The sequence below is a fragment of the Acinetobacter proteolyticus genome (genome assembly GCF_000367945.1).
GTDB lineage: Bacteria > Pseudomonadota > Gammaproteobacteria > Pseudomonadales > Moraxellaceae > Acinetobacter > Acinetobacter proteolyticus.
On the sequence record NZ_KB849179.1, the window covers coordinates 956,348 to 982,910 of the forward strand.

Here is a 26,563-nt window from a genome sequence, read left to right on the forward strand (position 1 = left end):
ATTAAATTAGATATGTATCAATTCCTACCGAACTCAACTCATATTGTAGACCTGAAGCTAAAGAAATCAATGTGAGTGTTCCACAAAAAGGAGGAGTTCCACTAGTTAATATCCCACTAAATAATTTCAATTTAACTCCATCGGTGTAACCTCTTTCATTAATAATTGCAAACAATGATCCAATCTCTAAGCCTTTCAAATTAGAAAGGCTATTAAATTCTTTATACTCTTCAAAATTGATCTCTAATTTACTTTTAAGGACTAATTCAATTTCATCAAATTCTCGATTTACTTGAAAGACCCAAAGCTTAAAATCAATTTCAATCATTAATTGTTCTATAGAAAATGAGTTATCTTCACTATTTCCATCTCTATTTATATAAATATTATCGATCCTTCTGATGCCACTTTCATTCTGTATAGCCTCAAAAACATTACTATGAATCATACTTATATTCCTTTTATTTTATAGTAGTAACTTATAATCATGACTGGTCATTTTCATAACAACCAACTACACCAAACCAATTTGTCTAAAGAACTGTTGATAGGCTTCTGCTTTCTTTTCCAACGCTAAAGGATAGGCTCTTGATGATGATGGTAATCGGTATAAATTCAGCTCTCGATCAGCATAATTCACCTGCACCGACTGTCCAATCATAGGCTTAGTTGCTTGCTCTGGAAAGTGTAGCATCAGCGTATCTGTTGCTTTATCTCCCGTAGTCATGATGGTATGACACAGAGGAATCTGTTCTAATAACTTTGATAAATCTGTGGGTGTAACAATTTCTAAAAATTTATCAGACGCATTACCCTGCAAGCGTTTCACTTGATAAGCCGTATCAAAGATTCCTACGCCAATCTGGGTTAAGAACTCACGGATCAGTTGTTCTTTAAAGTTTTTATTGGGTAAATCTAAAAAGTGATCTTTATCTTTAAAAAAGATCAGACCAAAGATACGCCACATATCATTTTGATAGTTGGGATAGTAAAAATCCATCTTCCAGCGAGTTTGCGGTGGTGGAAAACTGCCAAGCATCAGCAGCTTAGCAGTCGCAGGTAAAAACGGTTGTAATGGATGTGTTTCTATTTCTATATCAGTCATTTATACAAAGAGCCAAATTTCAAATTGAGCGAAAAGTTTCGTTTATTTTATAGAATATTCCCGTTTTTTGCTTGGGTGTTTTGTTGGTGAAAATTTCACCTTCACAAAATTTTCACAAAATATTCGCAATATCATTTTTTTCATTTAGCTTTGAGTTTGCCTATCTGACAGAAGTTGATTGAGTGAAAACCTGCTCACAAAATATAAAAAAAACCGCTTAAATAAGCGGTTTCAGTAGAGGTCAAAAAATTAAGAAGCCTTCCCTTCATCTAAGCTTTTATAGGAGTCTTCCTGTTCTTTACTGAAAGTCATGGAATCTTGGATCATGCTCTCAGTAATCTGAAAAAGCCGTGTGAGTTCCTTGAATACTGACTCAGGTACGTTATAGACCTTGGCCAGATATTCAATAGTTCTCTCTTGCTTGTGCTGGATTGCATCCAACATTGCAGCAATATCGGCAACTTGTTCATATGCCAGTGCAAAGCCCTCAGCAACGTCAGTTGCATCATAGACTTGATTTTCAGCAACTAACTGGGTCATACTGTTCATGTAGTTTATCGCTCCATGCGATGACAATACTAAGCCCTTTGTTTTCCGCCAAGAAATCGACAAGGGCTTTTTTATTGCCTGAATTATGCATTGTGATTTCCTAATAGCTTTGAAAGCTTGGTTAATCCCTTTGGTGTCACTCTCACCTGTTCTGTGATCTTTTCTGAGCCATCAGGACGAGTAATCACTTCGGTTTTATGTTCCAGATAACCTGCCTGTAGCTTATCGCTATAACCATGCCATGCGGCATTACCAGAGCGTTTGTAAATCCAGCCATTTAACTGGAGCCATTTGATTAGGTCACTTTGGCGCATTTGTAGGTTGTTTGCTGTATCACGTAGGCAAAAGCTCCCATCAGCCTTAGCAATACGATCGAAAGCTTCAACTGTTGGCTGCATAACTTCTACTTGCTGCTCTAACTCAATTACTTTTTCAGAATACGTAAGTAAGGCATTCCGTAAAGCATGCGGATCAGCAAAAAGCTTTGCAGGGTCTATCGGTTGAATTTTCCCTGTAGCTACAGCATCGAAAGTACGAATAACCTTTAAGTTAAATGCAGCGCTAATCCACATTGCATATGAGTAAACCAATTCTTTTACTACATACGTACCCTGCTCTAATCCGCCACGAGTAACGCTAACCGGTTGATTTTGTTTCGAGGGAGGAATTCCTCCCTCGGTTAACTCCTTTACGAGTGCTTGGGTTTGTTTATTTTCAAGAAAGAATTTTGGTTTGTCTTTTTCTAATCCACCACTTGCTTGATGTAAATCATTTAGACAGAAACGACCTTGTGCATCGATTCTGATTGTGACTCCATCAACTGCTATTGTGATAGGTTTTAATTTCATATTCATACTTTGGTCTCTTTAGTTTGGTTTACTAATAACTCAACTGCTTTATTGATTAGATAATTCATTGAGCGTTCTTCTTGCTGTGCTTTCGCTTTAAGCTCTTTATGTAATTCAGCTTTGAGACGAACTTTTACATCAATAACTTTAATTTCATCCATTTTTAACACCTTTTAAACCACCGTGGTTCATTTTTCTAATTTAAACCACGGTGGTCCCATTGTCAACACCACCGTGATCTATAGAATAGAGTTAATTTTTTATGGTTCACCTTTATGAGCAGAGAAGATCCCCAATTGAAAGTTCGCCTACCTCAGGAACTCAAAGATCAAATTACCGAGTCAGCACGTTTATATAATCGTTCTATGAATGCAGAAATAGTTGCTCGATTACAGATGTCATTTGAACAACCTGAAGGTGAAGCTACCTTAGGCAGTAGAATGCTTTCGAATGCTGTAGGTGAGATGATTGAACAATCTTTGAGTCGTATCACAGACCGACTAATACAAAGTGGAATTCCACAAGATGCTGTTCTTAAAGCATTAAAGACAGAAACTGATTGATTCATAAGAAAGCCTCATCTTATTGTTTCGATGAGGCTAGTTAAACAAAAAGTATGAGGTGACATACAAGTGTCACTTGTAAATTAATTTGTGACACATGATCTACCGTATTTGTTTGGTTATGTGACACATACATGTGCCATATAACTAATTATTTGTTTTATTTAGATTATTTTTTATTAGTAATAGCAATGATTCTTTTAGCTAGATTAGTTAAGTCTAAGGTTTTAGATGATCGTGCTTGATGGCCCCTTTCACATAAGAGCTGCTCGACCGATTTACTGTGTGATTCAACATATCTCCCGTTTACATAAATTTCTTCCCACAACTCAAATGCGAGCTTCAACTCTGGTGCGTGATTAGGGTGATTGGCGTCAAGAGCAGGATGCTGGCTTAAAAGATTGGGGAATGCCTCAGGCATTTCCTGTGGTGTGACATCTCTAAGTTCTTTCAATTTAGGGTACATGTCATACCATTCATCACTAAATATCTCAGGTTGAGATTGGCGATAATTTCGTAAATCCTCATTTAATTCTTTTATATTTAAATCACCATACTTTGCTGAACCAAATACCTCATGACCAGAGCAAATATTAACCGTTAAATCATTTAATGGTTTAAAGCTGTAAAGACTATTTCTTTCAATTTGAATATGACCAAACTCATACATGAGTTCATCATCAAAGCTATTTTCAAATCTTGTACTATTAAACTTTTTATTGCTTAAAATATTTAAAATGTGATGTATGGCTTTTGTTGAACTCAAGTCATCTAGAGCTATACAATCTATTTTACTAATATTAACATACACAAGAGCTTGGCTTTCGAAACCATTCAAAAGCAAAAAACTAGATAATTCATAAATTAATATATCGAAAGTATGACAAAAATCCTCTATAAGATAGATAAATGAAGAATATTTTTCTTTTTTCTCATTTAGAATATCTGAGATATATAAGTTATTTTTGTTTAATTCATTTTTCGACTTAGTGCTAGATACATGTGCTTCTACGCTTGATACTTCTACTATTTGAGTCGGTGTAAGTATATCTTTAAGTTCTTTAAATTTTAATAGATCGGAATTTTTCCAATAGTAGTTAGCAGATTTTAGACATACTTTATCAAGAGTAGCTTGAGTTTCTTCTTCAACTCCATTTGTATCGCAAATAAGACAGTCTATGATCTCTTCAATATCTGAATAGATATTATTTGGAGGAGCTATACGGCCAATCTGATAAAATTCATTTACTCTATATAAAGGTAATTTCCTTGTATGAGCTTCTATGCTTCTTAAATATACGCCAATATGGCTATATTTATCTGTATTTGAAAGCAACTCGATCAGCTTCCATACTTCTACATAGTTATCCCTTATAAGTTTTTCTTTTTCGTCTAATAATCCCATACAACGCACCCTAGAACACTTCAAAAAAGTTATCAATTTTGAGGTTAAATATACCTCAACTTGGGGGTGTTGTGGGGTAGAATTTTGGTGTAAGGTGTTGTATTATTTTCGAAGTTTTAATTAATAAAAAGAAGCAAGGATGATGTTTCTTAATAAATGAAATGGAAAACTTTAACATCTATGAATAAGCTTGAACTATCAATTATTTTTTGGAATTGTGGTGTATCTCCTACAAGAGGAGCTCCCAAAGATGCTTCAAAATATCAATTAGCAACACAATTAATTTATAATATGATGGTTAGTGATATTGATGTAATTTGCTTAGTTGAAGTATCAAAGGAATTTAACAATTTTCTTATGTGGATCATCAATCTGATGAAACTCCAATATTCATTGATTGATGGTACTACAAAGATTTCTCGGACACGTTTTGACAGTTGTGTTATATATAAAAGCAGTGTTTTTTCGAAAACAAGAGATATAGCTGTTATTAAAGATGAGATACCTGGTGCTACTATTAAAGCTGGACAGGTTTTCTTTTTACAAATTGCAGATAAAGAGTTGAATTTTTTGGTGTCACATTGGCCGAGTCAACTGAATAATCAGGTTTTACAAAGAGAAGGGGCTGCAAAAGCAGTTCGCAAATGGATTGACGATACGAGAAATAGTAATATTTTGGAGAATTTAATTTTTTTAGGTGACTATAATTCAACTCCATATAGCATTGAAATAAAAGAAATATTAATGAGTTCTTACTCAAAAGAACATTGTATCAAACATTCGGATTTTAATATACTTTATAATCCTAGTTGGAAATTAATTTATGACGTACATAGTTATCATTCAGGATGTATAATCCTAGACAAATTCTTAGCTAATGAACCCGGAACTCATTATTTCCCCCAAAATTTAAAAGAAGAATGGCATGTGTATGATCAAGTCCTATTTCCTTCATCTTTCGTGATGGGGCAGAAAAACACTTGGTCCTACATCGACCATAGTCTTAATGTTATAAAATTAGGCGTCTCACAGAACCTATCTGTTTGGCAAAGTAATAATTTTGATCACCTTCCAGTATCTTTAAAACTTAGGAGTATAATTTCAAATGTCAGATAAGGTATTTTTGAACGCATTTAACAAATCGATATCAGTAGCTGAAAGAAAAAAAATGAATATCCAAGAGATAGAAAATATTTTTTCTTTGATAAATACTGAAATTTCTACAGGTACTTCTGGTAAATTTTCAATTAATTTAAAAAAATCAATTATTCCAACTTTGGGCATATTTTTAAGTTCTTTAGCGAAATCTTCCGGTAACGAATTCAAAGAAGAATATTTTCTTGAAGTCAAAAATAATGTTACTGGAGACTCATTTAATATGGCTGACATAAAATATGGTGACCAAGGATACCCGATTCAATTATTTTTTAAAAACAATAGCCTTACATCAAATTCAAAAGAAAGCTTAGTGAATGACTTATCAGACATATTGGGTAGTGCTGCTTTTGGAGAAGAGTTAGAAAAAATTATGTAGAAGGAAAATATTCACGCATTTTCCTTCTTCTATGTAACAAATCAATAATCATATTTCCAGCAATTCAAATTCAAAAAACCAATGCGTTCTAAATCATTAATATCTTTTCCTGAAAGTTCCATTATTGAAAAAATAATATATAGTATTCTAGGAATTATGTATTTAGCCTTTAGATCCCTTGGTAGTTCATCAACAACTTTAGCCATTTGATTACCTGCATATTTAAGAGAAAATTCCCTTTCTGTATTAAATATTTCAACTAAAAGGTTAGGAGGTAAAGTAAGTGTATTTTTATCAAATTTATTTTTCATGATCAAAGACCTAAAAGCTTGATCTTCTGAATTTGCCCACGTATTTATTTCTGGTGGAATTAGTGAAATTTTTGGAAAATAGCTTTCATTATTTATTGAAAAAAATTTTTCAATAACAGATGTTAATACTTTATCAAAATAGTAATTATCTGGTGTATCACTATAAGAACTAACTATAGAATTCATTATTGTTTTACTCTTAATTATTCTTTCAACGCATAAACTAGCCTCTTTCTCCTTCAAAGTATTCCGTTTAATTTTTTCCCTTAAACAAATTAGCGCATTAGCTTCTTTTAAGTTCTTAGGATTGACACTAAGCTTTAATTTTTTTAATAAAACATCTGTTTCTCTTTGTCTAATAACTAAATGACCATTAGGATAGTCATAAAAATCTAGACAGCATTTTTTTACTTCTTGCGTCCAATTATCACCATTAAGTTCAATTTTGTCATTTTTAATATACCAAGTAGAAATTAGAGGAGAAAAGTAATTCTCATCACTCCCAATATTGTAATGTTTTTTTATTGTTTTATTGCATATCGAAAGTCTAGAAACTATTTCTGCCCATGAAAAAACTGTTACCTTAAACTTTCCACTCTTTGTACGTTCGTCGTTCAACTTTAGAACTTCTGCCAATAGAACAGCATCAGATTCTGCAGTCGTTAAAATATAGTATTCCTTCAATATTGGTGTAAATCTATCAGCTTTATCTACTTCATCCAGCACCTCTTGGAATGTTAATTTTTTAACTGGCCATCTTGATTTCTTTTTGCACTGCAAACCAATTGGAGTTATACTCCCATTACTAATTAGAATATCAACACCATATTGTTTCTGTCCTCCACGCCCATAACGTACAGCATTAGGATCATTCCAGATTTCCATAAATAAATCTGCACACAACTCCTCAAACTGTTCCCAAGACTTAGGTGGAGCATATTCAAAATGGACTAAATTAGACATATAAAACTCAATCTTTATTTTTTCATCAACCCTCCTTATATTAATTAAATTTAGCTTTTATAACTAGATCAATCTACCTAATAATTTAAGTAAGATTAATTGAAATCAAAAGTTTAAAACTGTTAATATATACGATATTTATGGAGCAGCTTTCATTTCAAAGTTATGTAAAAAACCTGTGAATACTTAAGGTAGTAATACCAAAAATTTCCCAAAGAATAAATAACAAGGAAGAACATGAAGTTTAATTTTTCATTGGATACAGCAATCATTGTTACTTTAACAGCAATTTTTTTATTTGCTTTGGGTCAAGCTTACTTAGGGGGGTTACTACGGCCTTTTTATGTCGATCCTGTTGTATTGAATTTTAGTATCCAAGATAAAATTTATTGGGGGTTCATAAAAGGACAAGCACCTTTAATATACTTTTTTATAATCACTACCCTTTTCTATGTCTCAAGATATGTTTTTGTTACAGCAGAATTAGATCAAAAAATCGTTAGCTTTTTGAGAAGTAAAATTAATTTCAGACTTCCACATGAAGTTAAACCACATAACATAAGTCTGACTGATGAAAGAGATAGAAATTACTCGGTTTTTACTTTGACAACACTCATAATTTATACACTATTTGTTGGGGCACTTTTTTCTCTTAGCCATATTGAACAAAAAGGCAAAGCAATTGGCCAAACAATACTTACTGATATGAAAATACAGCCCTTAGTAAAAATAACTGGTGCAGATACAGACCTAAAACAATATCGTATTTTATGTGGTTCTACTCTATGTGCTGTGATAGATGAACAAAAAAATGTCTCTTTGGTAGAGCCGAAGAATGTTGTGTATTTGAGTTCTAATTATGCTGAAAAGCCTGAGAAAAAAAGCTCATAAGAATTAATGGAGAAATAGAATGCTCTACCCGTGTTTATGCTGTGGCTACTTAACCAGAGACGAACCATCTAACGGCGACTATGTTATCTGCTCTGTATGCTTCTGGGAGGATGATCCTGTACAAGCAGAAGACCATGATTTCGCTGGCGGTGCAAACGTACCTTCGCTAAACCAAGCTCGTGAAAACTTTAAAAAGTATGGAGCAATGGAGGAACGATTTGTTAAGGATGTGAGAAAGCCGAGGGATGAAGAAATTCCAAATAATTAAGGCGTCTCAAATTGTTTTTAAGATAGTGAGTTTATGCTACAGCAACCATCCATCGCTATCTTCACTCATAGCCTCAGCATTAAGACGTATGCAATTGATTATGTAATGCAATAATGCTAGATATAGTTCTCTAATAATTACAAAATAATAGGTAATAAAAATGGTTAGAAAAGTTATATCTGTAAATAAAGTGTATGTAGATTTTACGCAAAGCAGTGGGGATACACCACCTTCAGCCGTAATTAGTGCAAAGGGTAAAGTACCATCTAGTGGTTGGTCTAATGCTGAGTTAGGCCCTTGGTATTATATTAAAGAACCTGAGGACGGCATCCTTGATATAGATTTTTATGCTACTGAACCATCAAAGGATGCCTTGGTCTTTGCACATCACGATGGAGTAGATATTTTTTCTACACCCTTAGTAATTGATCTTCCTAGTTGGGTCAAGGGGGTGAGAATCCATGCCTCTACCAATTCTCTAGTTAAGCTGTTTGATAAGAATAAATCGGTTTTAACTGGTGGAGCAGATTCATTTCCATGGAGTATCAAGACATTCGGCCCAATAGATACACTCCCTTGGTATCAGAAAGAAAATCAGAATATTGGTAAAAAATTAACTGCTGGAGATGTTGATTGGTCTGCTTGGTATAACAATCAACCTGGTCCTAATTTTTCACCAAGCTTACACATCAAAGCCGAAGTTGACGTAGGAAATGAGTCGGATGATGCAACGCTTGAGTTTTCATATTTAGAAAAGAAAATACCACCAAATCTAGTTCTAACAGTTGTACCAAAGTACTTATTCATTCCTCGGCCTTCTGGTGAAACCATAATCACTTTACATTATTCTTGCCCTAAGCCACTACCTGATGGCGTAGGCGGTATAATTATCAATTACCCTGATGGCACAACAACAGTTATTGATAAAAATGATATTGAAAGTAATTCTTAGAAACTGAAACTTCTTTAAATATTCTGAACGATACTGCTCATCATCCTTTTGGATAATGAGCAGTATTAGTTTGAATTACTTTATAAAAAGGTTTAGTTCTGTTCTATAGCTTCAGAATAAGTACGTTTAAGGTTTTGTGGTCGTGGTTCCACCAGCTGTACCAGATGGATTAGTAGATGGTTTAGACGGTGTTTCCTTTGGACCACTTGCACCGCCCGGTTCCGGACTTTGAGCGGCTTCCTCAGTACTTGCTTCCCGCCCTTTTATTTCTTTATCACCTTGTTGATTGTTCTTAGTCATATTGAACTCCATTATATTTTAAATAATAAATTTATAAAAATTATGCTATTAAAAGAATTTAGATAGTTGGTTCTTATTCTTTCACAATATTTATTAGCATCTGCATGTTTATTAATATCACTTTTTTAAGAAAAACTCACCCTCTACTGCATGGTAGTAGGCAAGCAAAAGACCATAAACAGCGGCGGTACTAACGTACCATCATTAAACCAAGCCTGTAAAAACTTTAAAAAGATAGGGCAATAGAGGAACGATTTGTTAAGAATGTGAGAAAGCCGAGGGATGAGGAGATTCCGAAGGGTTAGAGGGAAGGAATTGGGATAAATTGAATAAAAGTTAGTTTAGGCAGCATATTTGCTTGTAAAAACCTCCCGAAGGAGGCTCTAAAAATGAGTTTTAGGTTGTCGCTGTAGCAACTTTCTTGTTCAATTAGCTCTAAAGCAATAGTTAAGAAGATTTCTACATATTAAAAATTTAATCTATGAAATTACTATCTGTAACTTTCCATCGATATTGCTGTAAATATCACCCTCAGATAGTCCTGATGCTATTGCTGCTGCATTACTTTCAAAAAACTTTATCTGCGGCAGATTTAATACACCATTATGTTTAAGCAACATATTTTCTAGAAGTTTATCTGAAGCTATTACCGTTGAACCCGATAAAAAACTTAAGCCTATATTATTTTCCTTTTCCCCAGTCTGCTTTACAACTATCGCGGCTCCTCGCCTTTCTGAAGATGGCCGTGCAATTTGAATACCAGATCCATAATTACCATTTTTTGATTCGATTACATTATTTGAAATATGTAATACACCATTACTTTTTTCAGGATCAAAAACTCCTAATTTAAAACCATAGGTGCTGGTATACCCTACGTTCCCTCCAACACAGTTTTTAGTAGCAAAAGTTTCAGTATCTAAACTATACTTAAAATTATTAGAAGGTGGATTTTTTATTGCAGTTACACTATTGTTCAATATTTTTAGTTTATCTATTGAAATCATCCCGGTAATCAAAATATCTGGACTATTAAAATACATAGAAGCTGTAGTAGTTGCTCCTAATATAGCATTATTAATAAAAATATTCCCTATTCCAACACTAGAAGAACTGACATTGAATAATGCTGCACATGATTCTGTATGAACAACATTATCAATAAAAATATTTTTAATTTCACCAGCCTCACCATCTTGAGATGTATTAAACAAAATAGGAACAGTTGAATTCTTTTCTGCAAATATATTTTTAACGGTAACGAATTTTGCATCATTTAAAGATAAAGACTGTGATCCAGATGAATTGTTCGCTATTTTTTTTGAAACTATATCACCTATTGAGATGTTTTCCACATGTGAAAGCCTAACTATCTCTTGATTCGATGTAGCATTTATATCACCTATATCTTCACCATAAATATGGTCAACTCTAATATTCTTAACATTGTAGCCCTTTAAAGAATTTATTTTAAAAGCACAACCACCTGTTCTATAAGCATAGATTGATTTTATTGTTATATTTTTGGTGCTGTCTGTAGATCCGTTCGAAAGCCTTACTGCATGCTCCCCACTTCCATCGATAATTAAAGTATCAATTTCTGCACTTTGAACATTTTCGAGAAGTAGTCCATTGTGACCAGGGTAAATTTTTGCACTTGAATGCCTACCAATAATTTTTGCGAACCCAATTTTAACGTTTTCATAATAATTAATTCCGACACCCCTAACAAAATTTTTAATTTTAATATTATCAATTTTCAACCCACTTTTAAAAAAACCATCGCCATAAGCGACTATAGGTCTTTGAATATTTTCCGATTCAAAATTTTTAATAAATATATTATTATTGTAAATAGAAAATGCATTATTACCATTTAATGTTTCCACACTTTGAGATAAATTCAAATTATCAATCTTTATATTATCATTTGTTGTTTTTAGAAATTTATAGTTAATTAGCGCGCTTGAAGAAGAGATAGTCAATCGATCAATGCTAGCACTACCTAGCGTAGCAATCCACTCACCGCCCACTAAGTTTTGACCATTCCAATCAATATATAACCACCCTCGAATAACAACACCATCAGGTATAACAATACCTGCTACTGATAACTTAGTTCCATCACATAATAAGATTGACTTATTCTCCGCACACCAGTTTAAAGCACTTTGTAAATTCTCTGTTAATGTATCAAATTGAGAGAAATCATTTAAGCTTACCACATCTTTATTTTTACTTTCTTGTGTTCGACCAGACCAAGTTGTAACTTCTGTATCAGAAACCATCTTATTACTCACTCTTAAGTTATTATGAATAATAAATATAAAATAATAAAACTGTGAAATGTACTAAACTTTCTTACTTATATAGAAGTTTTGGCTTATTAAAGCAACCTAGATTAACCAGTTTATAATGTAGATCTCTAAGAAGATTCCTACACTTATCCTACATGAGATTGTTATGGATCGTGTGGGTAGTACTATAAAGTAAAATAGCGGCAAATATAAAACTTGCCGCTATTCTCTACTCAAATAAATGTAAAGTAATAACACTTAAGATCAAGTTTGGAGTTGATCTTTTGCAATTTACATGCAGGACTTCACTTTCACCTTCAATCATAATTGAGTCTTCCTACACTTATGTAGCAATTTCATTTTGTTCTTCTTTATCAGTAATCAGTGTATTGTTCACAGCACTCTTTTGTACCCAATGTTTTTATTGGTTAAAACTTTAAAATCTTTGTTTCTATATAGCTTTTAGGCAAATTCCTACATATATATTGTTATTGATTGTGTGAGCTGTGCAGCCTGATAAAAAACATAAGATGCAGGAGCTTAAGAATAATGAAATCACTGAGCGCCTACAGTGACAATTTACTTTTTTAAAAACAGCTCTCGCTCAGCAGCACGGCGGCGAACTAAACCTTTCATTACTTTCCCACCACCTCTGTTCCATTTTGGGAACTGATCAGGAGAACTCATAAAATCACTAGCATTCAATTTTTTCAACAAGGTTGAATCCTTAAATGCTTGCTCACCAATGTTGTAAGTTAGACTAACCAATGCATCAAACTGATTTTGATTGACCACAACTTTTACGGCCTGATTTACTGCAGCCTCGAAGCGCCTCAAATCATGTTGAAAAAAGGACACTGCTTGCGCTTTGGTACAGGTATCACCTCTTTTCACTCTTATTCCATTAGGATAAACCGTGGTGCCGTAGCCAATGGTCCAGACTCCCACTCCATCGTCATAGGCAGCTAAACGCAGATCTTCAAAACTGGTGATTAAGTTGATGCCGACTTGACTTATGGCCATGTTTTGCGCAGGTGATAATTTATCTATGACTTTATTTAGATCATCAACTTGGGTCTGTGTAAGCTTACCACCCGCTAGTACACGTGCAGCATCAAAAAAAGGTTTTCTGTCCATTTTGCTTTCCTCTAGGCAATAAAAAAGCGCCCAATGGGCGCTATATAAAGTTATGGTATTAAAAATATCAGCACTTGGCTGGTTTTAAAGTCAAATTGTTGTTCCACAAATATCTGTTGTTCCAGATGGGTAACTTAAGGTCATGCTTGCTGCATCAGTAATCAACTCAACGCCTACATTTTGATTGATAATTGAATCATTAGAATCAATTCGGTTTTGAGTAGAGCTAATAAAAAAACCTATATTTTTTAAAGTCTTTTCATAGTTCAGTACTATTCCTTTATTTACGCCATTAACAATTAAACCAAGCTCTTTGGTTGTTTGATTTAAATAGACTCCGACTCTGAAGTTATTGCCTACAGGTAATACAACTGGGGAAGGAGTTAAGCTTACTAATGGATTGATAGGTTGTGGAAATCCATTCACTAGATTATATGATCCGCCTCTTAACATCCCACTAAATCTTGCAGATTCGGGATATGAAGAGACTCCATTGTAACCACTATGCAGCCACAACATACCTGACAACATACTGTTATTAGTAGTATCTTGACCATAGAAAGCTATTTGTGCATCCAGTTCCCCATCATTTAAAGGTTTTGTTGATGCAAAACTGTTTATCTTAAATTCAAATGCAATTGTGCCATTATTTGATACTAATTTATCCCCTACAACCAATCCATTTAAAAAATTAGCTGCCATTTGCTGCGAACTATCAATAAATTTTAATTTATATGGAGTAATTGGCGAACTGCCTGATTGTGATTGTTGAGCTATAAAAGGGATACCCCCTAAACTTGAAATTTGGCTGTTAGTAGCATCAAGATTATAAGTACAGGCGGCCAAAGCACTTCCCATAGTGCTCATACTGATTAATGCACCAATTATTAATTTTTTCACTTATTTCACCTTTTTTATAATTGAACGTTTAGTATAAATAGACATTTATAAATTATTGCTAAATCAGATGAGTGGAAATAAACAAAAGCACCCTAAGGTGCTTTAATTTCTACTCACCCTTGTTTACATATTGGCCTTAATTAAGGTCATTTCTTGTAGTAATTCAGCTTGAGCTCACCGAAACAGTTGTGGTAAACATTGCGTTTTCGTCCGTGACAGTAGCAATCACGTTAAAATACGCGGTTCCCACAAATGCTGGGATACTTTGTGTTTCACGGAACAGCTCAATCGTTCCATCAGTTGAAGTTATAACATGCTCTACAGCAATTGCTGATACATAAATCATTGTGTATTTTACAGGCAAGTCCGTGGTTTGATATGAACTGCCTTCCAGAGTTAATCCCTGTTCCGAATTGCCTGAATTAAATCCAATATTGGATTGACCTGCTGCGACACCATTGATATCTGCTAATCGTGCACCACTCAATACTCTAGCTAAAGTTGTCACATTAGGAACAATCATTTCAAGCTTGTCACCAATATTTGCCTGAATACCAGCATGATAACCATATACTACGTCTGGGGAATTTTCGGTTCCCAAATCAAGCTGCCCCTCTGTCCAACTCAATACCCCATTCTCATACGTACAGTTGGTCAGTTCCCAATCTGATGTATCAGGATTAGGAATACTGGTAACCCCAATTACACTAAATCCAGGCAACACATCAACCTGTTCAAGATTAGTCATAACCTGATCATAAGATACGTCATTTTGAATACGTACTAGTGCGACATGGCCTTCTGGAATACTAGTATCTGTTAATTGATCAAATAGCATTTCTACTGCGTTGTTTACCATGAGTAAACTCCTTTAAAATTATGTTTTAGTTGCTTTAAAAGTTTAGGTTATTCAAATAATTGCCCTTAAGAGCTATTCTGTAGTACTTGAACAACTACTTTATTTTTAACACTAGATTTTTGTGAAATACAGAATATCGAAGTCAAATAATTAGTTTATATATGATAGGAAGCTTGATTAGAGCAAAACCGCCCGAAAGCGGCTATTTATAGGTTGCAGAATTTAACTTTCTTTATCTTTTTTCTTTTCTTGCTCTGAACTACCAAAGTAGAAACCACATGCAGTAGTCATTGCCCCTGCAATAAAACCCAAAGCCGTGTTTATTAAGTTGCTGTTTTCTCGTGGCATATCGACAAAGAATAATGCAATTACCAGGACAAACATCAGCCCAACTAGTGCAAAGGCCAAGTATGCTCGAGTCTTTTCACTTGTCATCAAAATCTCCTTTTAGCCGTTCTCTCGTTTGCTCATATTGCTTCTTACGTAATTCGTGGATCTCTTGAGCCCGCTTATCTTCACGGCGTTTGAAGTACAACGTCGTGAAAAAAGAGATCACACCAACAAAGACAGAAAACCATACTGCCCAATCAATACTTGCTGCATACGCTGCCACTGATGCCCCCGCTGATATATAAGATACTTTTGGCGCTGTTGCTGCGGCTGTACTTGCAGCAGCTCCAACCGCATTTGCTGCTTGCTCTTGCATTTCCTGTCTCCAGAAATGAGAAAAGCCCATATTTCAGGGCTTTTAAATAAATTAGGACTTTAAACAACTGTATAATCGATAGCTGTCTTGACTATGGCTGTAGTCATTTTTCCATTTTTATGAAACACAATCGTAGAATCAAAAGTACCTTGTAGTGTTGGGGCTTGCCAAGCATAACCGCCGCGCCATTTATACTTTTCACTCATTTGTAATTCTGCTCTAATTCCACCCGCAACAGCAGCATGATAAAACTTGGTATTTGTTGTAAACCCTCCCCGAATGTATGGTGCATTACCACTCACATATCGGCCATCGCCAGCTTCATATTCACGATCCATCCAAGCTACAAACTGACCGTTTACTGAATGCTGTAAAATCAAGGCCCATACTTTTGGGTACTGCGTTTTGATGCCGCTGTTGGTACTATTATCAAAAGGTACACGTGTCGCAAATTGGCCATCCAAATACAGCATACTTTCCTGATAGCCAACCGATACAGTTTGTGGACCATTGTCTGTTCTAACCGAGATCTGCTCATATGCTTTTACCTCTGAACTGATTTCCATAGATCCACAGTAAATATCAACCGCAAACGACTGGCTCAATACATAACGCGAAGGGAAATTTTCGGGGTCAACTGTGCCGGTTGTATTAAATGCCATAAGCTCATTTACGATCTGTACTGAAACCTTTTCTGCATTACCACCAAAGGCTTCACCCATTTTCATCGGTTGACCGTCAGCTAAAATTTGGTAATGAATATTACGGGCCGTATTACCACCACCCGCGCTACCATCATGCTCCATGATTGCCGCCCGTGTAAATTTGACTTTTCCCATCACCATCATTGACAGCCTCAACGACTAGAGGCGGCAACCAATCTGTACTTGCTGAATTGACGTTAATCCACTGTGCTGTATTGCGGTCACCAAATGGAGCACGATCGAGGCTAATAAGATTTGGCAAACTGTTATAACCATTCGGCCCAAAACTTAAACGATATAGATATTCTCCAGACTGCCAAATTAAACGCAACCGGCCTGCCTCTGTGCATGTATAGGATAACGCGGTCAAAGATGTCGCACCTGACGGTATAGGCTTACTGTACTCGTACCGAGAAGGATCAATAATCCATGAATATCCCGCACTACCACTATTCAACATTGAAATATATTGACCGTACGGCAACAACTTATCAGTATCCATCGTAATCAATAATTCAACATCACTGCGCGGTGAAGTTAAGCGAATTGTTTGAATACCGCCCCGAGTAATATCAGGCGCCGCATCGGTATATGAAATAATCCGAGTTGCTGCCGAATTAGTACCATAATCTGCCGCTACCTGTTCTTCGATAATCCAGCCATCTGCAGCACCAGGTAACAACGTAGTACCATTCTTAAAATATCGAATGCCATAATAGTAACCTTGTCGCGCATTAATTACTTTTACATCGAGCAAAACATCAAGTAAAAATGAGTTCGGATTACTAGTTTCTGCGTTACGTGCTATACGCTTATTTGGGAAATTCTTGCCTTGATTGATTGTCAAAGCATTTTCAATTAATGGTTGCTGATATGTATATTTTGACGGATCAATAATATGAGAATAACCAGCATTTGAAACACTATTCATTCGCACAAATTCCCCAAATGACGGAAATTTTGCAGGATCAACAGTTATATAAACTCGAAGACTCGGAACGATAATACTATCGAAAACAATTGTCTGAATGCCCTTTGTCCGATCCAATGCCACTGTATACGGATTTGCCAAAGGCACAACAGCGAGTGCTGTTTCTGTAGTCCCATAATTTGCAATTGCTTGCTCTTCGATAATCCAACCATCCATCACGCCACTTGCTTCAGTTGAACCATTTTTAAAATATCGAATGCCGTAATAGTTGCCCTGACGCGCTCCAGCGATCCGCACATCTAAAATCGCATCACGTATGAATGAGTTAAACGGACTCGTGACATTGTTACGCTGAATTGCACGATTAGGAAAATCTTTACCTTGATTGATAACTAATGCTGAAGGGATTGTAATTCCATAGCAAGATGGATCAATGATCCAGGACCACCCACTTGTACCAGCATTCAAAGATGTAATCGGTGTACCAACTGGCGGCAAGCTTGCTGTATCTAAAGTAATGAACGCCTGAAATTCAGATCGAATTGTAGAAACAACTTTTACAGTCTGAATCGTCCCGTTTTTGTTCACATCGGCAACTGGATGTGTATAGTCTACTATACGCAAAGAGGCATTATTTGCGGTCTCATAATTCGCCTTCTCAAACTCTTCAATCACCCAACCATCTAATGCACCTACAATTGAAGTATTGCCATTCTTAAAATAAGACAGTTTGTAGTATTTATCAGGCAACGTTCCAATCAGTTTGATATCCAGAATAACCGCATTGAATACATTATTTGCCGGACTGGTTGTTCCATTACGGGCAATTGAACGAAGTGGATAAGCCTTATGTCTATTAAGTGTTAGTCCATCGACTTTATTTAAAATATTACCTTTATTTTTCCACGAACTGTTTTGCCAAAAGAAAACATTAAAAGTATCTAATGCCACAGCCGCTTTCTTTGGGATTGTTGGGATACTAGCAATCAAAAGTTCTTCAGTATCGAAAGGCTCATATCCTCCCGCCTGAATTACCTGATAAAGTGCTTTTGCAATAGTCGGGTAAATACGTCCAAGTCTAGAAGTAACATTAGATTGCTCGTCACCACTCATGACAGCTTCCCAAGTGTCACAATCAATATCGGCATTCTCTAGTTTTTCTCTTGTTACGATAGGCATAACTTTTCTCCAGGCATAAAAAAACCGCCTGTTAAGGCGGTTATCCGTTTAATTTTGTCTAAATGAAATCGTGATCGTTCTGATAGTAACGATCGTCATAGTTGATACATGTAAGCTTATTGGTCATCTGATCATTGGGTGTCATCTCAGTCAGCATGAATATGCTTTTGCTAGAATCAGCACCTTTGATCACTGTGTAGAGTGTTTTGACATAACGATCTGGATCAACAACAAGAGCCTGCATTGGTGGTCTAGTTAAAAAGATTTGATTTGTCATTTCACCTGCTGTGCATTCAACAATGTCTACAGTTGCATTCTGCATTTGAAGATGACAGTAATAGGTTTCGGCAGAGACAAAGTCCACATCTTGCGAACAAGTTAAGATCAATCCATCAATAGCAACCACTTCACCATCTTGAGTTTCTAAACTGGTGTTATCAGCAACAAGAATTCGGTCATTACGAATTAATAGGTCTGACTCATTCAAGGCAGTAAACTCACAGTTCACATTCTGAAATTTCAGTTTATTCCACTCGCGCCAAGCCCTTGTCTTCGCAACTGCTTCATTTCTGATACCTGTGCTTTGAATCTTCAATGGATTGGTTAAAGGGCTGCCACTAGGGATTGAATAGGTAACTCGCTTGTCATCGAGAGGAGATGTGTACTCAAGCTCAACTCCGTCGTAGTCTTTATCAATACCGAACTTAAAGGTGCGAGTTTCTGAACCCATAAGTTTATTTCGATGGTTAAAAAGTAAAACTGAGTTATCTTGCGGCTTCTCAAACTTTAAACGCAGCTTATTACCAAAGCGCATAGCTTCACAGAAACAGGCACTTGCGATCATTCCCGCCTGTTCCTCAAAGCTTAGGTTTTCGTCATCAAATGTGTAACTGAACTCAGTCGCTACAGTAGAGCCAAAGTAATCTCTTACTGCTTGAATCTCTGACTTGATTTGATCGATGTCTATTTCAGTTACAGAGCGTCGTCCGATGTATTGGTCTAGCCCCATATTAATCAAGGCTTGCCCTGCATCTTTTGTTGCAACCAATGGACCCGTGCCATCAACCTTTAATTTCCGTGTTACTCGACAATTTAGGACACGCTCTTTAACAGATAAGGCACCATCCGTTGCCACTGTTCTAGATCGAATCACTGTTACATCAGGATAGGTATCCTTGGGAAAAGGCTTTGTTAAGTAAACATCCTTAATCTTGCACTCAGTCACAGGATTAGCGCCTGTTCCTGCCTTTGTTTTAGCTAAACGGAAGCGCTGATTTCCTGTAGACCCTAATGCAACTTTAAAGGTACGTCCAAATGAACTCTTAGATTTTGATTCAACAAAAAAATCTTGTGATTGTATCGTACCAATAGGATTGCCAGTATCATCAATTGACTGATACTGGACAGTGATCGTTACATCATTGTACGTCGTCTTACCATCTTTGTTGACGTTGTATAAGCCTTGAGGGAAATATACATTCATCTGCAATGTGGTGGCTGCGTCATGATATAACTCAAACCAACCTATCCATTTATTGGCAATCAATTCTAAATAAATGGTTTCATCATTTAGTCCTTGAGTTGTGCCACCGAACAAAGTTGGAATCTTGTCCCAATCAGAATTCACAGTAGATGCATTTGATAGTGTTACAGTCGTTTCTGTCACAATACTAATCGAATAGTTATCATCTAAATCGGCACTACCAATGTTGTTATTCAGTGTAATACCTGCTGTTAGGTCATAGTCAGCATCTACATAGTTCCAGTTGTAATTGACTTGTTTTGGTGAATCTAATTGCACAACGTAAGTATAGATTGATCCAACCAATGTTCTTGTCACTGAGGACACAATGTATTGCCCAGACAAATCGTAATTACTGCCAGAGGTATCGACATTTGCACCATTCAACAATAAGCCTTTAAAGTCAGCATAAGCAGGCACATCAATATCTGTATCAATACTGACTTTAAAATCGCTAGTTACTGAACATGGTCCCGATAACACTGCATTATCAACGCCGAACTGAGCACCTGAGATTGCTATTCTATCGCCAGCGCTAAAGAAATCACGGAAGTTTATTGAACTATCAGTACTGCGAATTACCCCGCCCGTTGTGAAGTAAATGCTTGTTCCTGAAACCACTACGTCATTAGGTGAAACAAGGCTCTGTCCGTTAATAGATGATGACTTTGCGACATCTAAAGGCAACTCAGTGAAGTCATCGCCAACTTTATAAATTGTGTTATCACTTGTGATACTGACATTAGGGTCATAAATACTAACACTGACTCCATCTATACCATTCACATCTGTGTCACCATCACGGCAATCATGGATTTGATAGAAGCCGCGTCCAATACACATCAAGCTTTCTTCAACTTCAATGTCATTTTCATAACTGTTATATAAAACAGCAATCAAATCAGGATATGCACGAATATTCCCAAAGATATCTGGTACACGTCCTTTTACTCGCATTCGGTTGGAGCGGTTGGCTAATTCGTTATTTGCAGAACCGGGTTGTCCACCATCTGGTTTAGGCATCGTGAGAATGGTGTAAACACTAAATATTGCAGCAATAGCCACTACAACCATATATGCGATTGTGAAAGGATCATATGAAGGATAAATAATTACATAAAATAGGCCATCTAAAGACTGCAAGTGCTTAATGCCTTCCTCATTCGAGGGGGTAATATCGTTTTCTTCTGCTACGCAATTGTGATAAATCCTCGTATTCTGAGGAAACACTGTAAATTGCTGCTTTAGATATACACTCACGTCATCTACTTCAGCAGTCGACCATGTACTTTGGTTATATGGATCAGGACAAATAATGACTCTTTTCATTGGTAATAACTGACCTCTTTAAATCCAATTTTTACAACTTCTAATGGCATGTACTGAACACCACGACCAGTGAGGTGCAAAACCTTGTTATTAAAAAAGACCCCGACATGTGTCGAGGTCTGGAAGTTGTGTTTGAAAAATACAATACAGGGCGATATGGGTACTTCAATTAATTCAAATCCACCCCTTCCATTCAGAAATCCGTTTAGTCTTTTTGAAAGATCTTCACCTGTTATCTGCTGCCATGCCTCACATGCAAACTCATTACAGGTATATTTTTGAGACCATATGCGATCTAGCAAGTTATCTATGCTCATCACGCTCTCCGCAGCAAAGGGTAATCTTCAATAGAGTAAGTTTGACCAGTCTTAACACTGTTTAGTTGTGGAGCTTGAGCATCGAAGGTGACCAAACCACTGCTATCTTTAGAGATTGTAGGTATTTCCAGTGTTTGTAACTGAGTCATAGGTGCCGTCAGATCATCATCACGGAATAATTTAAACTTACATTCAGGTTTAACCGTTGAATATATGCTTTCACGAATGGCTAAAACTGCTAATGCCAATTCATCATCCATATCAGCAATGGTTAGCGAAAGTTTCTGCTCCAAGTCGTTTGAAACGTCATTTCTTTTAATCGACATCGGTTGATAAACATAATTCTGTCCTTCAGCGACGATCCCATTTGAATCATTCTTCACATACCGGAATACTTTTGAAAAACTTGGGTGTGATATCTCAATACATTCTAGAGGAACAACACCGCTAGAAGCATTTAAATAAAAAGAGGTGTAATCAGCCATTGTGCGTCTCCAATGCATCCGGGAGGTCTTTGTTCACTAGCTTTTCTAAGCTTGGAAGTGTTTGTGCTAGGTCCGAATCTTCATTGCCAACACCCACAATTAAATCATCCATTGCTTCATTAATTGGCAACGGCCTAACCTTTAGAGTTGCTGTCACTGTATAAACATCAGCCACTTTACTTGAAAGTGAAGGCGCACCACTAAAGAAGCATTCATAATCTTCAACAGGTGCATTATCCACACAGATCTTTGCTAAAAATGGCTGGCTAGGATTCCTTGCCCACACTCGATAAAAGGCCATTAAGTATTGATATCCTGACTCCTGTACCACCCATCTTGAACTTACCGTATGCATCACACCTTTAAGTGATTTTCGATAGCGATCTGCACCACCATCCAAGATTTGCGACATAACACCATCACCGATGTTGGCTGAATATCCTTCCTGTGTTGAACAGTACATCATTCGATTAAGTGCCATAACTTTTCCTTAGGTAATAAAAAAACCACCTCTAAAGGTAGTTATATGAGTCCTAGCGTCTCCGCCCTGCATTAGTGTTTTGGTTAAACGACTTTGATATTGGACTACTTGGTCGTGCTATTGACTGAGCAACAATCTGCTCTACTTCATCAACTGTCACATATAGCTTCCCATCCGCTCCAGTTTGGGTCGATACCCTTGTTGGAGCATTGTTGTTAATAACAACTTGAGGTTGAATGACATTAGAAGCACCCGAAACATTTCTACCTGAGTTAATAGCATTCAATGTATCAACACCGACTCGTTTCGTAGCAGCAGCGTTTAATACATATTCCTGACCATGCACAACACCAGCAATATCTCCACGACCCATATCACCGGTGTAGCCCCCTGTGGCGAAACCCTGAGGGCTAAGTGCTTTTAATGCAGCTTGAAGCAAGCCTGTTTCAAGCGTAGCGGTACCCACTGCTGGCAAATTAGCAGGAAATGGAGCAGAAGCCCATGCAGAGGAAATTGCTGTAAAACTATTTGCTGCAACCGAGAAAAGACTGAAAGCGTGTTGTGCTGCCGCCATTCCCCTATAGATGCCAGATTGCTTACCAGCATAACCTTCAGCCAATCCTGTTAACGAACCAAACAGATCACTTGCCATACCTAACTGATAACCAGATGTCTTCGACCAGTAATCCTGATCGATCAAAGCCATTCTGTCTCGATGTGCTTGCCAGATTGCTTCTTGCTCAGCCGCCAAAGCCTCTATATCTGCATTAGGATCTAGAGTTCTCGTCATAACATCAGCATTTTGTGAATCTGCTACTGCCAGTGATTGACTAGTTCGATCTTGACGAGTCTGGTCTAACTGATAAAGCTGATTGTTGCCAGTCATCTCAGTGTAAGTACTGCCCCAATTTTTACTTGCTTGAGCTGCCTTGTTAAATTGCTCTAACCGCTCTTGCTCTCTCGATAAAGCAAGACGTTTACGACGTTCATCTTCATCTTTAGTGGTCTTTTCTATTTCCTTACGTTCAAGTCTATAACGTTCCCGAATAGCTTCAGATTCAGAAAGAAGAAAAAGCTTTGATTGGTAAAGGCGCTGTTCTTGAGATAACTTAATGAGTGCAAGCTCTTGTTGCTCCTGCTGACTTAAAAGATTTACAGCTTCCTGTCTTTGGCTCTTCGTCAATTCAAGATCATGTAAAGCTTCAAACTGTCGTCTCGCAAAGCTATCACGTAACAGTTGCTCTTCTGTTTTTGTGAAAGCCTTATAGTCATCGAGTCTGGTTCGTATAGCTTGCTGAGCAATGGCAATATCATTATTGGCTTGTACTTGGTACTGAGCCTTTAACTTTCTCGCTTCATCATCGCTATATCCGGCTTTATCAATCTCTTTTAAATCGTCAGCTAAGTTTTGGCGAATACGAGTAATTTCATCTGCAACAGCCATTTGCAACTGTATTTGATTTCTCGCAACCTCATTAGCCTGTTTCTCCAAATCCAAGTTGGATTTATATGTTCCATCACTTGGGCCACCTTTGACTTTGGACATCATCGATGGTGCTTGGTGAAGTAACTTCAAGACGACACCATCTTCAAAAGTCACAGTACTATAGTAACCACCACCTTTAGCATCATAAGCAGTTTTTACATCCTTAACTGCGACTGTAGTCGTGATTGGAGTACCCACAGGCATTGCAAAATCAATCCCCTTATGAAAAGAAGAAGCCCCTGCTGTAGGGGCTTTTCGTTGTCCATAATCAGAACTGACTCTGTAGGAAGATAATGCTTTACCTCCAGCTTGTAATCTTGCTAAGTGCTCCTTAGAAACCTTTTGGCCATCTCGTGAACCACCATAACGCACATCTAAATGTGCGCCTGTACCTATTCCAGAATTACCAGAAATACCAATTAAACGATGAGATAACTTAGCTTGTTTTTCAAGCTCCTTTGTCTGATTCCGCTTAGACTCAGTAATTTCATTTTCTTTTTGTTTAACCGCATCTAAAGCAATTATAGCTAAACTAATTTCTTTGATTTCAGCATCGGTAACAATTGCGGTAACTCCATCACCTAAGGCTTTCTGCTTTTCAGCTTGCAGCTTATTGATTTGATCAATTACCTCCTTACCGAATCCCAAATTCATATATGCAAGTCTTTCATTTGCTGAAAGCACATCTTGTCTAAGACTATCAAAATAACCCTTCTGAGCCAGCGTTGCTCGTTCAGCTGCCGTTGAATTAAGATTTAGCTCATCAGTATTCGCCTTTACTTTTAATGCAGCATTTTGAGCCTTGCTACCAGTGAGTTCGACTTCAATTCCATAAATCTTTAACGCAGTCGCCGACTTATTCGCTTTCTCATAGTTTGCGTCATATTGCTCAACTTGTTTCTTTAAAGCGTTATACAATTCTGGTGATACTTTCATGTCATTCAGTTGCTTGATAGCGTCACTGTAGCTGATGGTTCCTTTGTTCGCTTGATTGATAACCTCGATTACTTTCCAGTTGCCCTTTTCGTAATTTTGAATGTCGATTAATGCAGAGCCAACAGCAAGTCTGGATTTTTCTAATGCCTTATTTTGAGCATCAAAAGCTGTAGTTAGATCTATGGTCGCCGATTTCCGATCCACTCCCTGTAATTTCAAAAGTTCTTCACGGGTTTTATCAGCGACTTTGCCTTGCTCCTGTAGTTTCTTAGTTGCAGCTTCTGTACGACCTTGTAGATACATATATCCTGCTGCTAATGCGGTAACACCTAAAGTAATGGCACCAATTGGACCACCCACCAATGCGAGCAACCTAGAGCCAATAGCGCGACTTGCATTTAGAGCATTTTGTGCTGCCGTGTTTGCTGCAATTGCCGCGGTTGTTTGGTTTAACGCTATTCTGTGAGCAATTTCTGCCTGTGTTAACCGAATTGTTGCTGCGGCACGAACATTACGAGTAGTTGCACTGTTATATTCCAATCGGGCAAGGGAAACTTCTTGGGCAGCAAGTGCAGTAACCTGTCGGAGTCGTTGAACTTCTAATGCTGCTAGTCTAACAACACCTTCAGCTTCCGCAGCTTGTGCAGCACGTCTGGACAAACTTGCCCCGATTGCTGTTTTAACAGCTACAGTTTGGCTCAGGATCATTTTGGTTAGTAATGCAACCCCACCAATAACAGCGATATTTATAATTGGTTCCATATTTTGGGCTAAGCTTTGTAAAGAACCCGATAGTAGTTTTGCTGCTCCACTTCCTTTTCCTGCTTCACCAACAAATTGGATTACGGCGTTATTCAACATCGTAAAAGAATTAGCAATTGTAAAATCAGTCTTCCCAAATAGATCATCGACAGAAAGTTTCGCCTTCTCCAAAGACTTAATTACTACATCTGCAGTTAATTGGCCTTCTGCTGCCATTTTTCTTAACTGACCAATATTGCTATCCAAACCAGTTGCAATAGCTTTTAGCAAACCCGGTGCCTGTTCAGAGATAGAGTTAAATTCTTCTCCGCGTAGAACACCAGAGGCTAATGCTTGGCCAAATTGAACTAAAGCAGCTTCAGCACTTGCTGCACTTCCACCTGAAATAGCAATCGCCTTTGCAACCGTATCAGTTAATGAAGCTGTCTGCTGTAAGGTAATACCTAGTCTCTTTGCGTTGTCTGCAAATCGTTGGTAAACCTGAGCCGTACTTTCCCAAGCTTGCCCTGTTGATTGAGCAATACTAAAAGTATCCTTCATTGCTTGATTTAGCTCAGTTTGTGAATTAGTAACGAGCTTTAACCTATTCTGAAGCCCAGTATAAGTATCCATTTTTGACACAGCAGCCCCAATAGTTACAAGCCCTGCCATATACCCTGCTAACTGGCGTGTTGCGACACTAAGTCTATCTGTAGAACGAGTTGCAAAATCTCCATTTCGTTCAATACTATTTAGTTCATCACTTAAATTACGGGCATTTCTTGCTGCATTTCTTGAGTCAATCACAATGACTAAGCGGGATTCTTGGATCATATCACGTTCCTTTAGGCAATAAAAAAGCGC

General features: G+C 36.9%; 27 protein-coding genes. 6 read left to right on the top strand and 21 right to left on the bottom strand.

Features of this window, described 5'->3' with window-relative positions:
• Position 1: 1 nt before the first annotated feature.
• The 5 genes from F993_RS12360 to F993_RS20040 all read right to left on the bottom strand — a co-directional run bounded on the left by F993_RS12360 (position 2) and on the right by F993_RS20040 (position 2,663).
• Complete coding sequence (locus tag F993_RS12360; protein WP_004653595.1) at positions 2 to 448, bottom strand: DUF6334 family protein; 447 nt, start codon at positions 446 to 448, stop codon at positions 2 to 4.
• A gap of 66 nt (positions 449 to 514) precedes the next feature.
• Positions 515 to 1,105 carry a uracil-DNA glycosylase family protein gene (locus F993_RS12355; protein ID WP_004653596.1) on the bottom strand — a complete coding sequence of 197 codons (591 nt, stop codon included), beginning with the start codon at positions 1,103 to 1,105 and terminating at the stop codon, positions 515 to 517.
• A 249-nt stretch (positions 1,106 to 1,354) separates the two neighbouring features.
• Entirely contained in the window at positions 1,355 to 1,654 is a 300-nt protein-coding gene (locus F993_RS12350; protein WP_004653597.1) for a hypothetical protein, read from the bottom strand.
• Positions 1,655 to 1,737: 83 nt separating this feature from the next.
• Entirely contained in the window at positions 1,738 to 2,508 is a 771-nt protein-coding gene (locus tag F993_RS20035; RefSeq protein WP_004653599.1) for a phage antirepressor KilAC domain-containing protein, read from the bottom strand.
• Complete coding sequence (locus F993_RS20040) at positions 2,505 to 2,663, bottom strand: toxin-antitoxin system HicB family antitoxin (protein WP_004653601.1); 159 nt, start codon at positions 2,661 to 2,663, stop codon at positions 2,505 to 2,507. Before F993_RS20040 ends, F993_RS20035 begins: the two co-directional genes overlap by 4 nt.
• A gap of 114 nt (positions 2,664 to 2,777) precedes the next feature.
• Here F993_RS20040 and F993_RS0119625 point away from each other — a divergent pair, with 114 nt between their 5' ends.
• The gene (locus tag F993_RS0119625) at positions 2,778 to 3,065 is read left to right on the top strand and encodes an Arc family DNA-binding protein (protein WP_004653602.1); all 288 of its coding nucleotides are present in this window, start codon (positions 2,778 to 2,780) and stop codon (positions 3,063 to 3,065) included.
• Between the two features lie 169 nt (positions 3,066 to 3,234).
• Here the strand turns inward: F993_RS0119625 and F993_RS20615 are convergent, their stop codons facing one another.
• Positions 3,235 to 4,470, bottom strand: coding sequence for a hypothetical protein (locus tag F993_RS20615; RefSeq protein ID WP_004653603.1), 1,236 nt, complete (start codon positions 4,468 to 4,470; stop codon positions 3,235 to 3,237).
• A gap of 156 nt (positions 4,471 to 4,626) precedes the next feature.
• Here F993_RS20615 and F993_RS12340 point away from each other — a divergent pair, with 156 nt between their 5' ends.
• Both F993_RS12340 and F993_RS12335 read left to right on the top strand, forming a co-directional pair.
• Positions 4,627 to 5,586, top strand: a complete 960-nt coding sequence (locus F993_RS12340) for an endonuclease/exonuclease/phosphatase family protein (protein ID WP_004653604.1) — start codon at positions 4,627 to 4,629, stop codon at positions 5,584 to 5,586.
• On the top strand, positions 5,576 to 6,004 hold the full coding sequence (locus F993_RS12335) for a hypothetical protein (RefSeq protein WP_004653605.1): 429 nt from the start codon (positions 5,576 to 5,578) through the stop codon (positions 6,002 to 6,004). The genes F993_RS12340 and F993_RS12335 overlap by 11 nt, the downstream gene beginning before the upstream one ends.
• 41 nt (positions 6,005 to 6,045) lie before the next feature.
• On the opposite strand, the gene F993_RS12330 is transcribed toward F993_RS12335, so the two are convergent.
• Complete coding sequence (locus F993_RS12330; RefSeq protein WP_004653606.1) at positions 6,046 to 7,278, bottom strand: hypothetical protein; 1,233 nt, start codon at positions 7,276 to 7,278, stop codon at positions 6,046 to 6,048.
• Between the two features lie 237 nt (positions 7,279 to 7,515).
• Between F993_RS12330 and F993_RS12325 the strand changes: the two genes are divergently transcribed.
• The 3 genes from F993_RS12325 to F993_RS19875 all read left to right on the top strand — a co-directional run bounded on the left by F993_RS12325 (position 7,516) and on the right by F993_RS19875 (position 9,389).
• Positions 7,516 to 8,169: a hypothetical protein gene (locus tag F993_RS12325; RefSeq protein ID WP_004653607.1), complete on the top strand. Its 654-nt coding sequence runs from the start codon at positions 7,516 to 7,518 to the stop codon at positions 8,167 to 8,169.
• 19 nt (positions 8,170 to 8,188) lie between these two features.
• Complete coding sequence (locus F993_RS12320) at positions 8,189 to 8,437, top strand: CPCC family cysteine-rich protein (protein ID WP_004653608.1); 249 nt, start codon at positions 8,189 to 8,191, stop codon at positions 8,435 to 8,437.
• A gap of 160 nt (positions 8,438 to 8,597) precedes the next feature.
• Positions 8,598 to 9,389 carry a hypothetical protein gene (locus F993_RS19875; protein WP_004653610.1) on the top strand — a complete coding sequence of 264 codons (792 nt, stop codon included), beginning with the start codon at positions 8,598 to 8,600 and terminating at the stop codon, positions 9,387 to 9,389.
• Between the two features lie 126 nt (positions 9,390 to 9,515).
• On the opposite strand, the gene F993_RS20390 is transcribed toward F993_RS19875, so the two are convergent.
• The 14 genes from F993_RS20390 to F993_RS12255 form a co-directional block, all read right to left on the bottom strand.
• Positions 9,516 to 9,689 (bottom strand): hypothetical protein, encoded by a 174-nt coding sequence (locus F993_RS20390; protein ID WP_004653611.1) that lies wholly within the window; start codon positions 9,687 to 9,689, stop codon positions 9,516 to 9,518.
• A gap of 479 nt (positions 9,690 to 10,168) precedes the next feature.
• Positions 10,169 to 11,977 (bottom strand): hypothetical protein, encoded by a 1,809-nt coding sequence (locus tag F993_RS12315; protein WP_004653612.1) that lies wholly within the window; start codon positions 11,975 to 11,977, stop codon positions 10,169 to 10,171.
• 588 nt (positions 11,978 to 12,565) lie between these two features.
• Entirely contained in the window at positions 12,566 to 13,123 is a 558-nt protein-coding gene (locus F993_RS12310; protein WP_004653614.1) for a lysozyme, read from the bottom strand.
• A 90-nt stretch (positions 13,124 to 13,213) separates the two neighbouring features.
• On the bottom strand, positions 13,214 to 14,023 hold the full coding sequence (locus tag F993_RS12305) for a DUF4882 family protein (RefSeq protein ID WP_004653615.1): 810 nt from the start codon (positions 14,021 to 14,023) through the stop codon (positions 13,214 to 13,216).
• Positions 14,024 to 14,186: 163 nt separating this feature from the next.
• Positions 14,187 to 14,882 carry a hypothetical protein gene (locus F993_RS12300; protein ID WP_004653616.1) on the bottom strand — a complete coding sequence of 232 codons (696 nt, stop codon included), beginning with the start codon at positions 14,880 to 14,882 and terminating at the stop codon, positions 14,187 to 14,189.
• Positions 14,883 to 15,104: 222 nt separating this feature from the next.
• Positions 15,105 to 15,317 (bottom strand): hypothetical protein, encoded by a 213-nt coding sequence (locus tag F993_RS12295; protein ID WP_004653617.1) that lies wholly within the window; start codon positions 15,315 to 15,317, stop codon positions 15,105 to 15,107.
• Positions 15,307 to 15,588: a phage holin family protein gene (locus F993_RS12290; protein WP_004653618.1), complete on the bottom strand. Its 282-nt coding sequence runs from the start codon at positions 15,586 to 15,588 to the stop codon at positions 15,307 to 15,309. Before F993_RS12290 ends, F993_RS12295 begins: the two co-directional genes overlap by 11 nt.
• Positions 15,589 to 15,647: 59 nt before the next feature.
• On the bottom strand, positions 15,648 to 16,436 hold the full coding sequence (locus F993_RS12285; RefSeq protein WP_004653620.1) for a hypothetical protein: 789 nt from the start codon (positions 16,434 to 16,436) through the stop codon (positions 15,648 to 15,650).
• Positions 16,384 to 18,402, bottom strand: a complete 2,019-nt coding sequence (locus F993_RS12280) for a hypothetical protein (RefSeq protein ID WP_004653621.1) — start codon at positions 18,400 to 18,402, stop codon at positions 16,384 to 16,386. The genes F993_RS12285 and F993_RS12280 overlap by 53 nt, the downstream gene beginning before the upstream one ends.
• A gap of 58 nt (positions 18,403 to 18,460) precedes the next feature.
• The gene (locus tag F993_RS12275) at positions 18,461 to 21,253 is read right to left on the bottom strand and encodes a host specificity factor TipJ family phage tail protein (RefSeq protein WP_004653622.1); all 2,793 of its coding nucleotides are present in this window, start codon (positions 21,251 to 21,253) and stop codon (positions 18,461 to 18,463) included.
• The gene (locus F993_RS12270; protein WP_004653623.1) at positions 21,250 to 21,570 is read right to left on the bottom strand and encodes a hypothetical protein; all 321 of its coding nucleotides are present in this window, start codon (positions 21,568 to 21,570) and stop codon (positions 21,250 to 21,252) included. Before F993_RS12270 ends, F993_RS12275 begins: the two co-directional genes overlap by 4 nt.
• Entirely contained in the window at positions 21,570 to 22,055 is a 486-nt protein-coding gene (locus F993_RS12265; protein ID WP_004653624.1) for a hypothetical protein, read from the bottom strand. Before F993_RS12265 ends, F993_RS12270 begins: the two co-directional genes overlap by 1 nt.
• Entirely contained in the window at positions 22,048 to 22,536 is a 489-nt protein-coding gene (locus F993_RS12260) for a hypothetical protein (protein ID WP_004653626.1), read from the bottom strand. The genes F993_RS12265 and F993_RS12260 overlap by 8 nt, the downstream gene beginning before the upstream one ends.
• Before the next feature lie 52 nt (positions 22,537 to 22,588).
• A complete protein-coding gene (locus tag F993_RS12255; protein WP_004653627.1) occupies positions 22,589 to 26,533 on the bottom strand; it encodes a tape measure protein in 3,945 nt (1,314 codons plus the stop codon).
• Positions 26,534 to 26,563 lie beyond the last annotated feature (30 nt).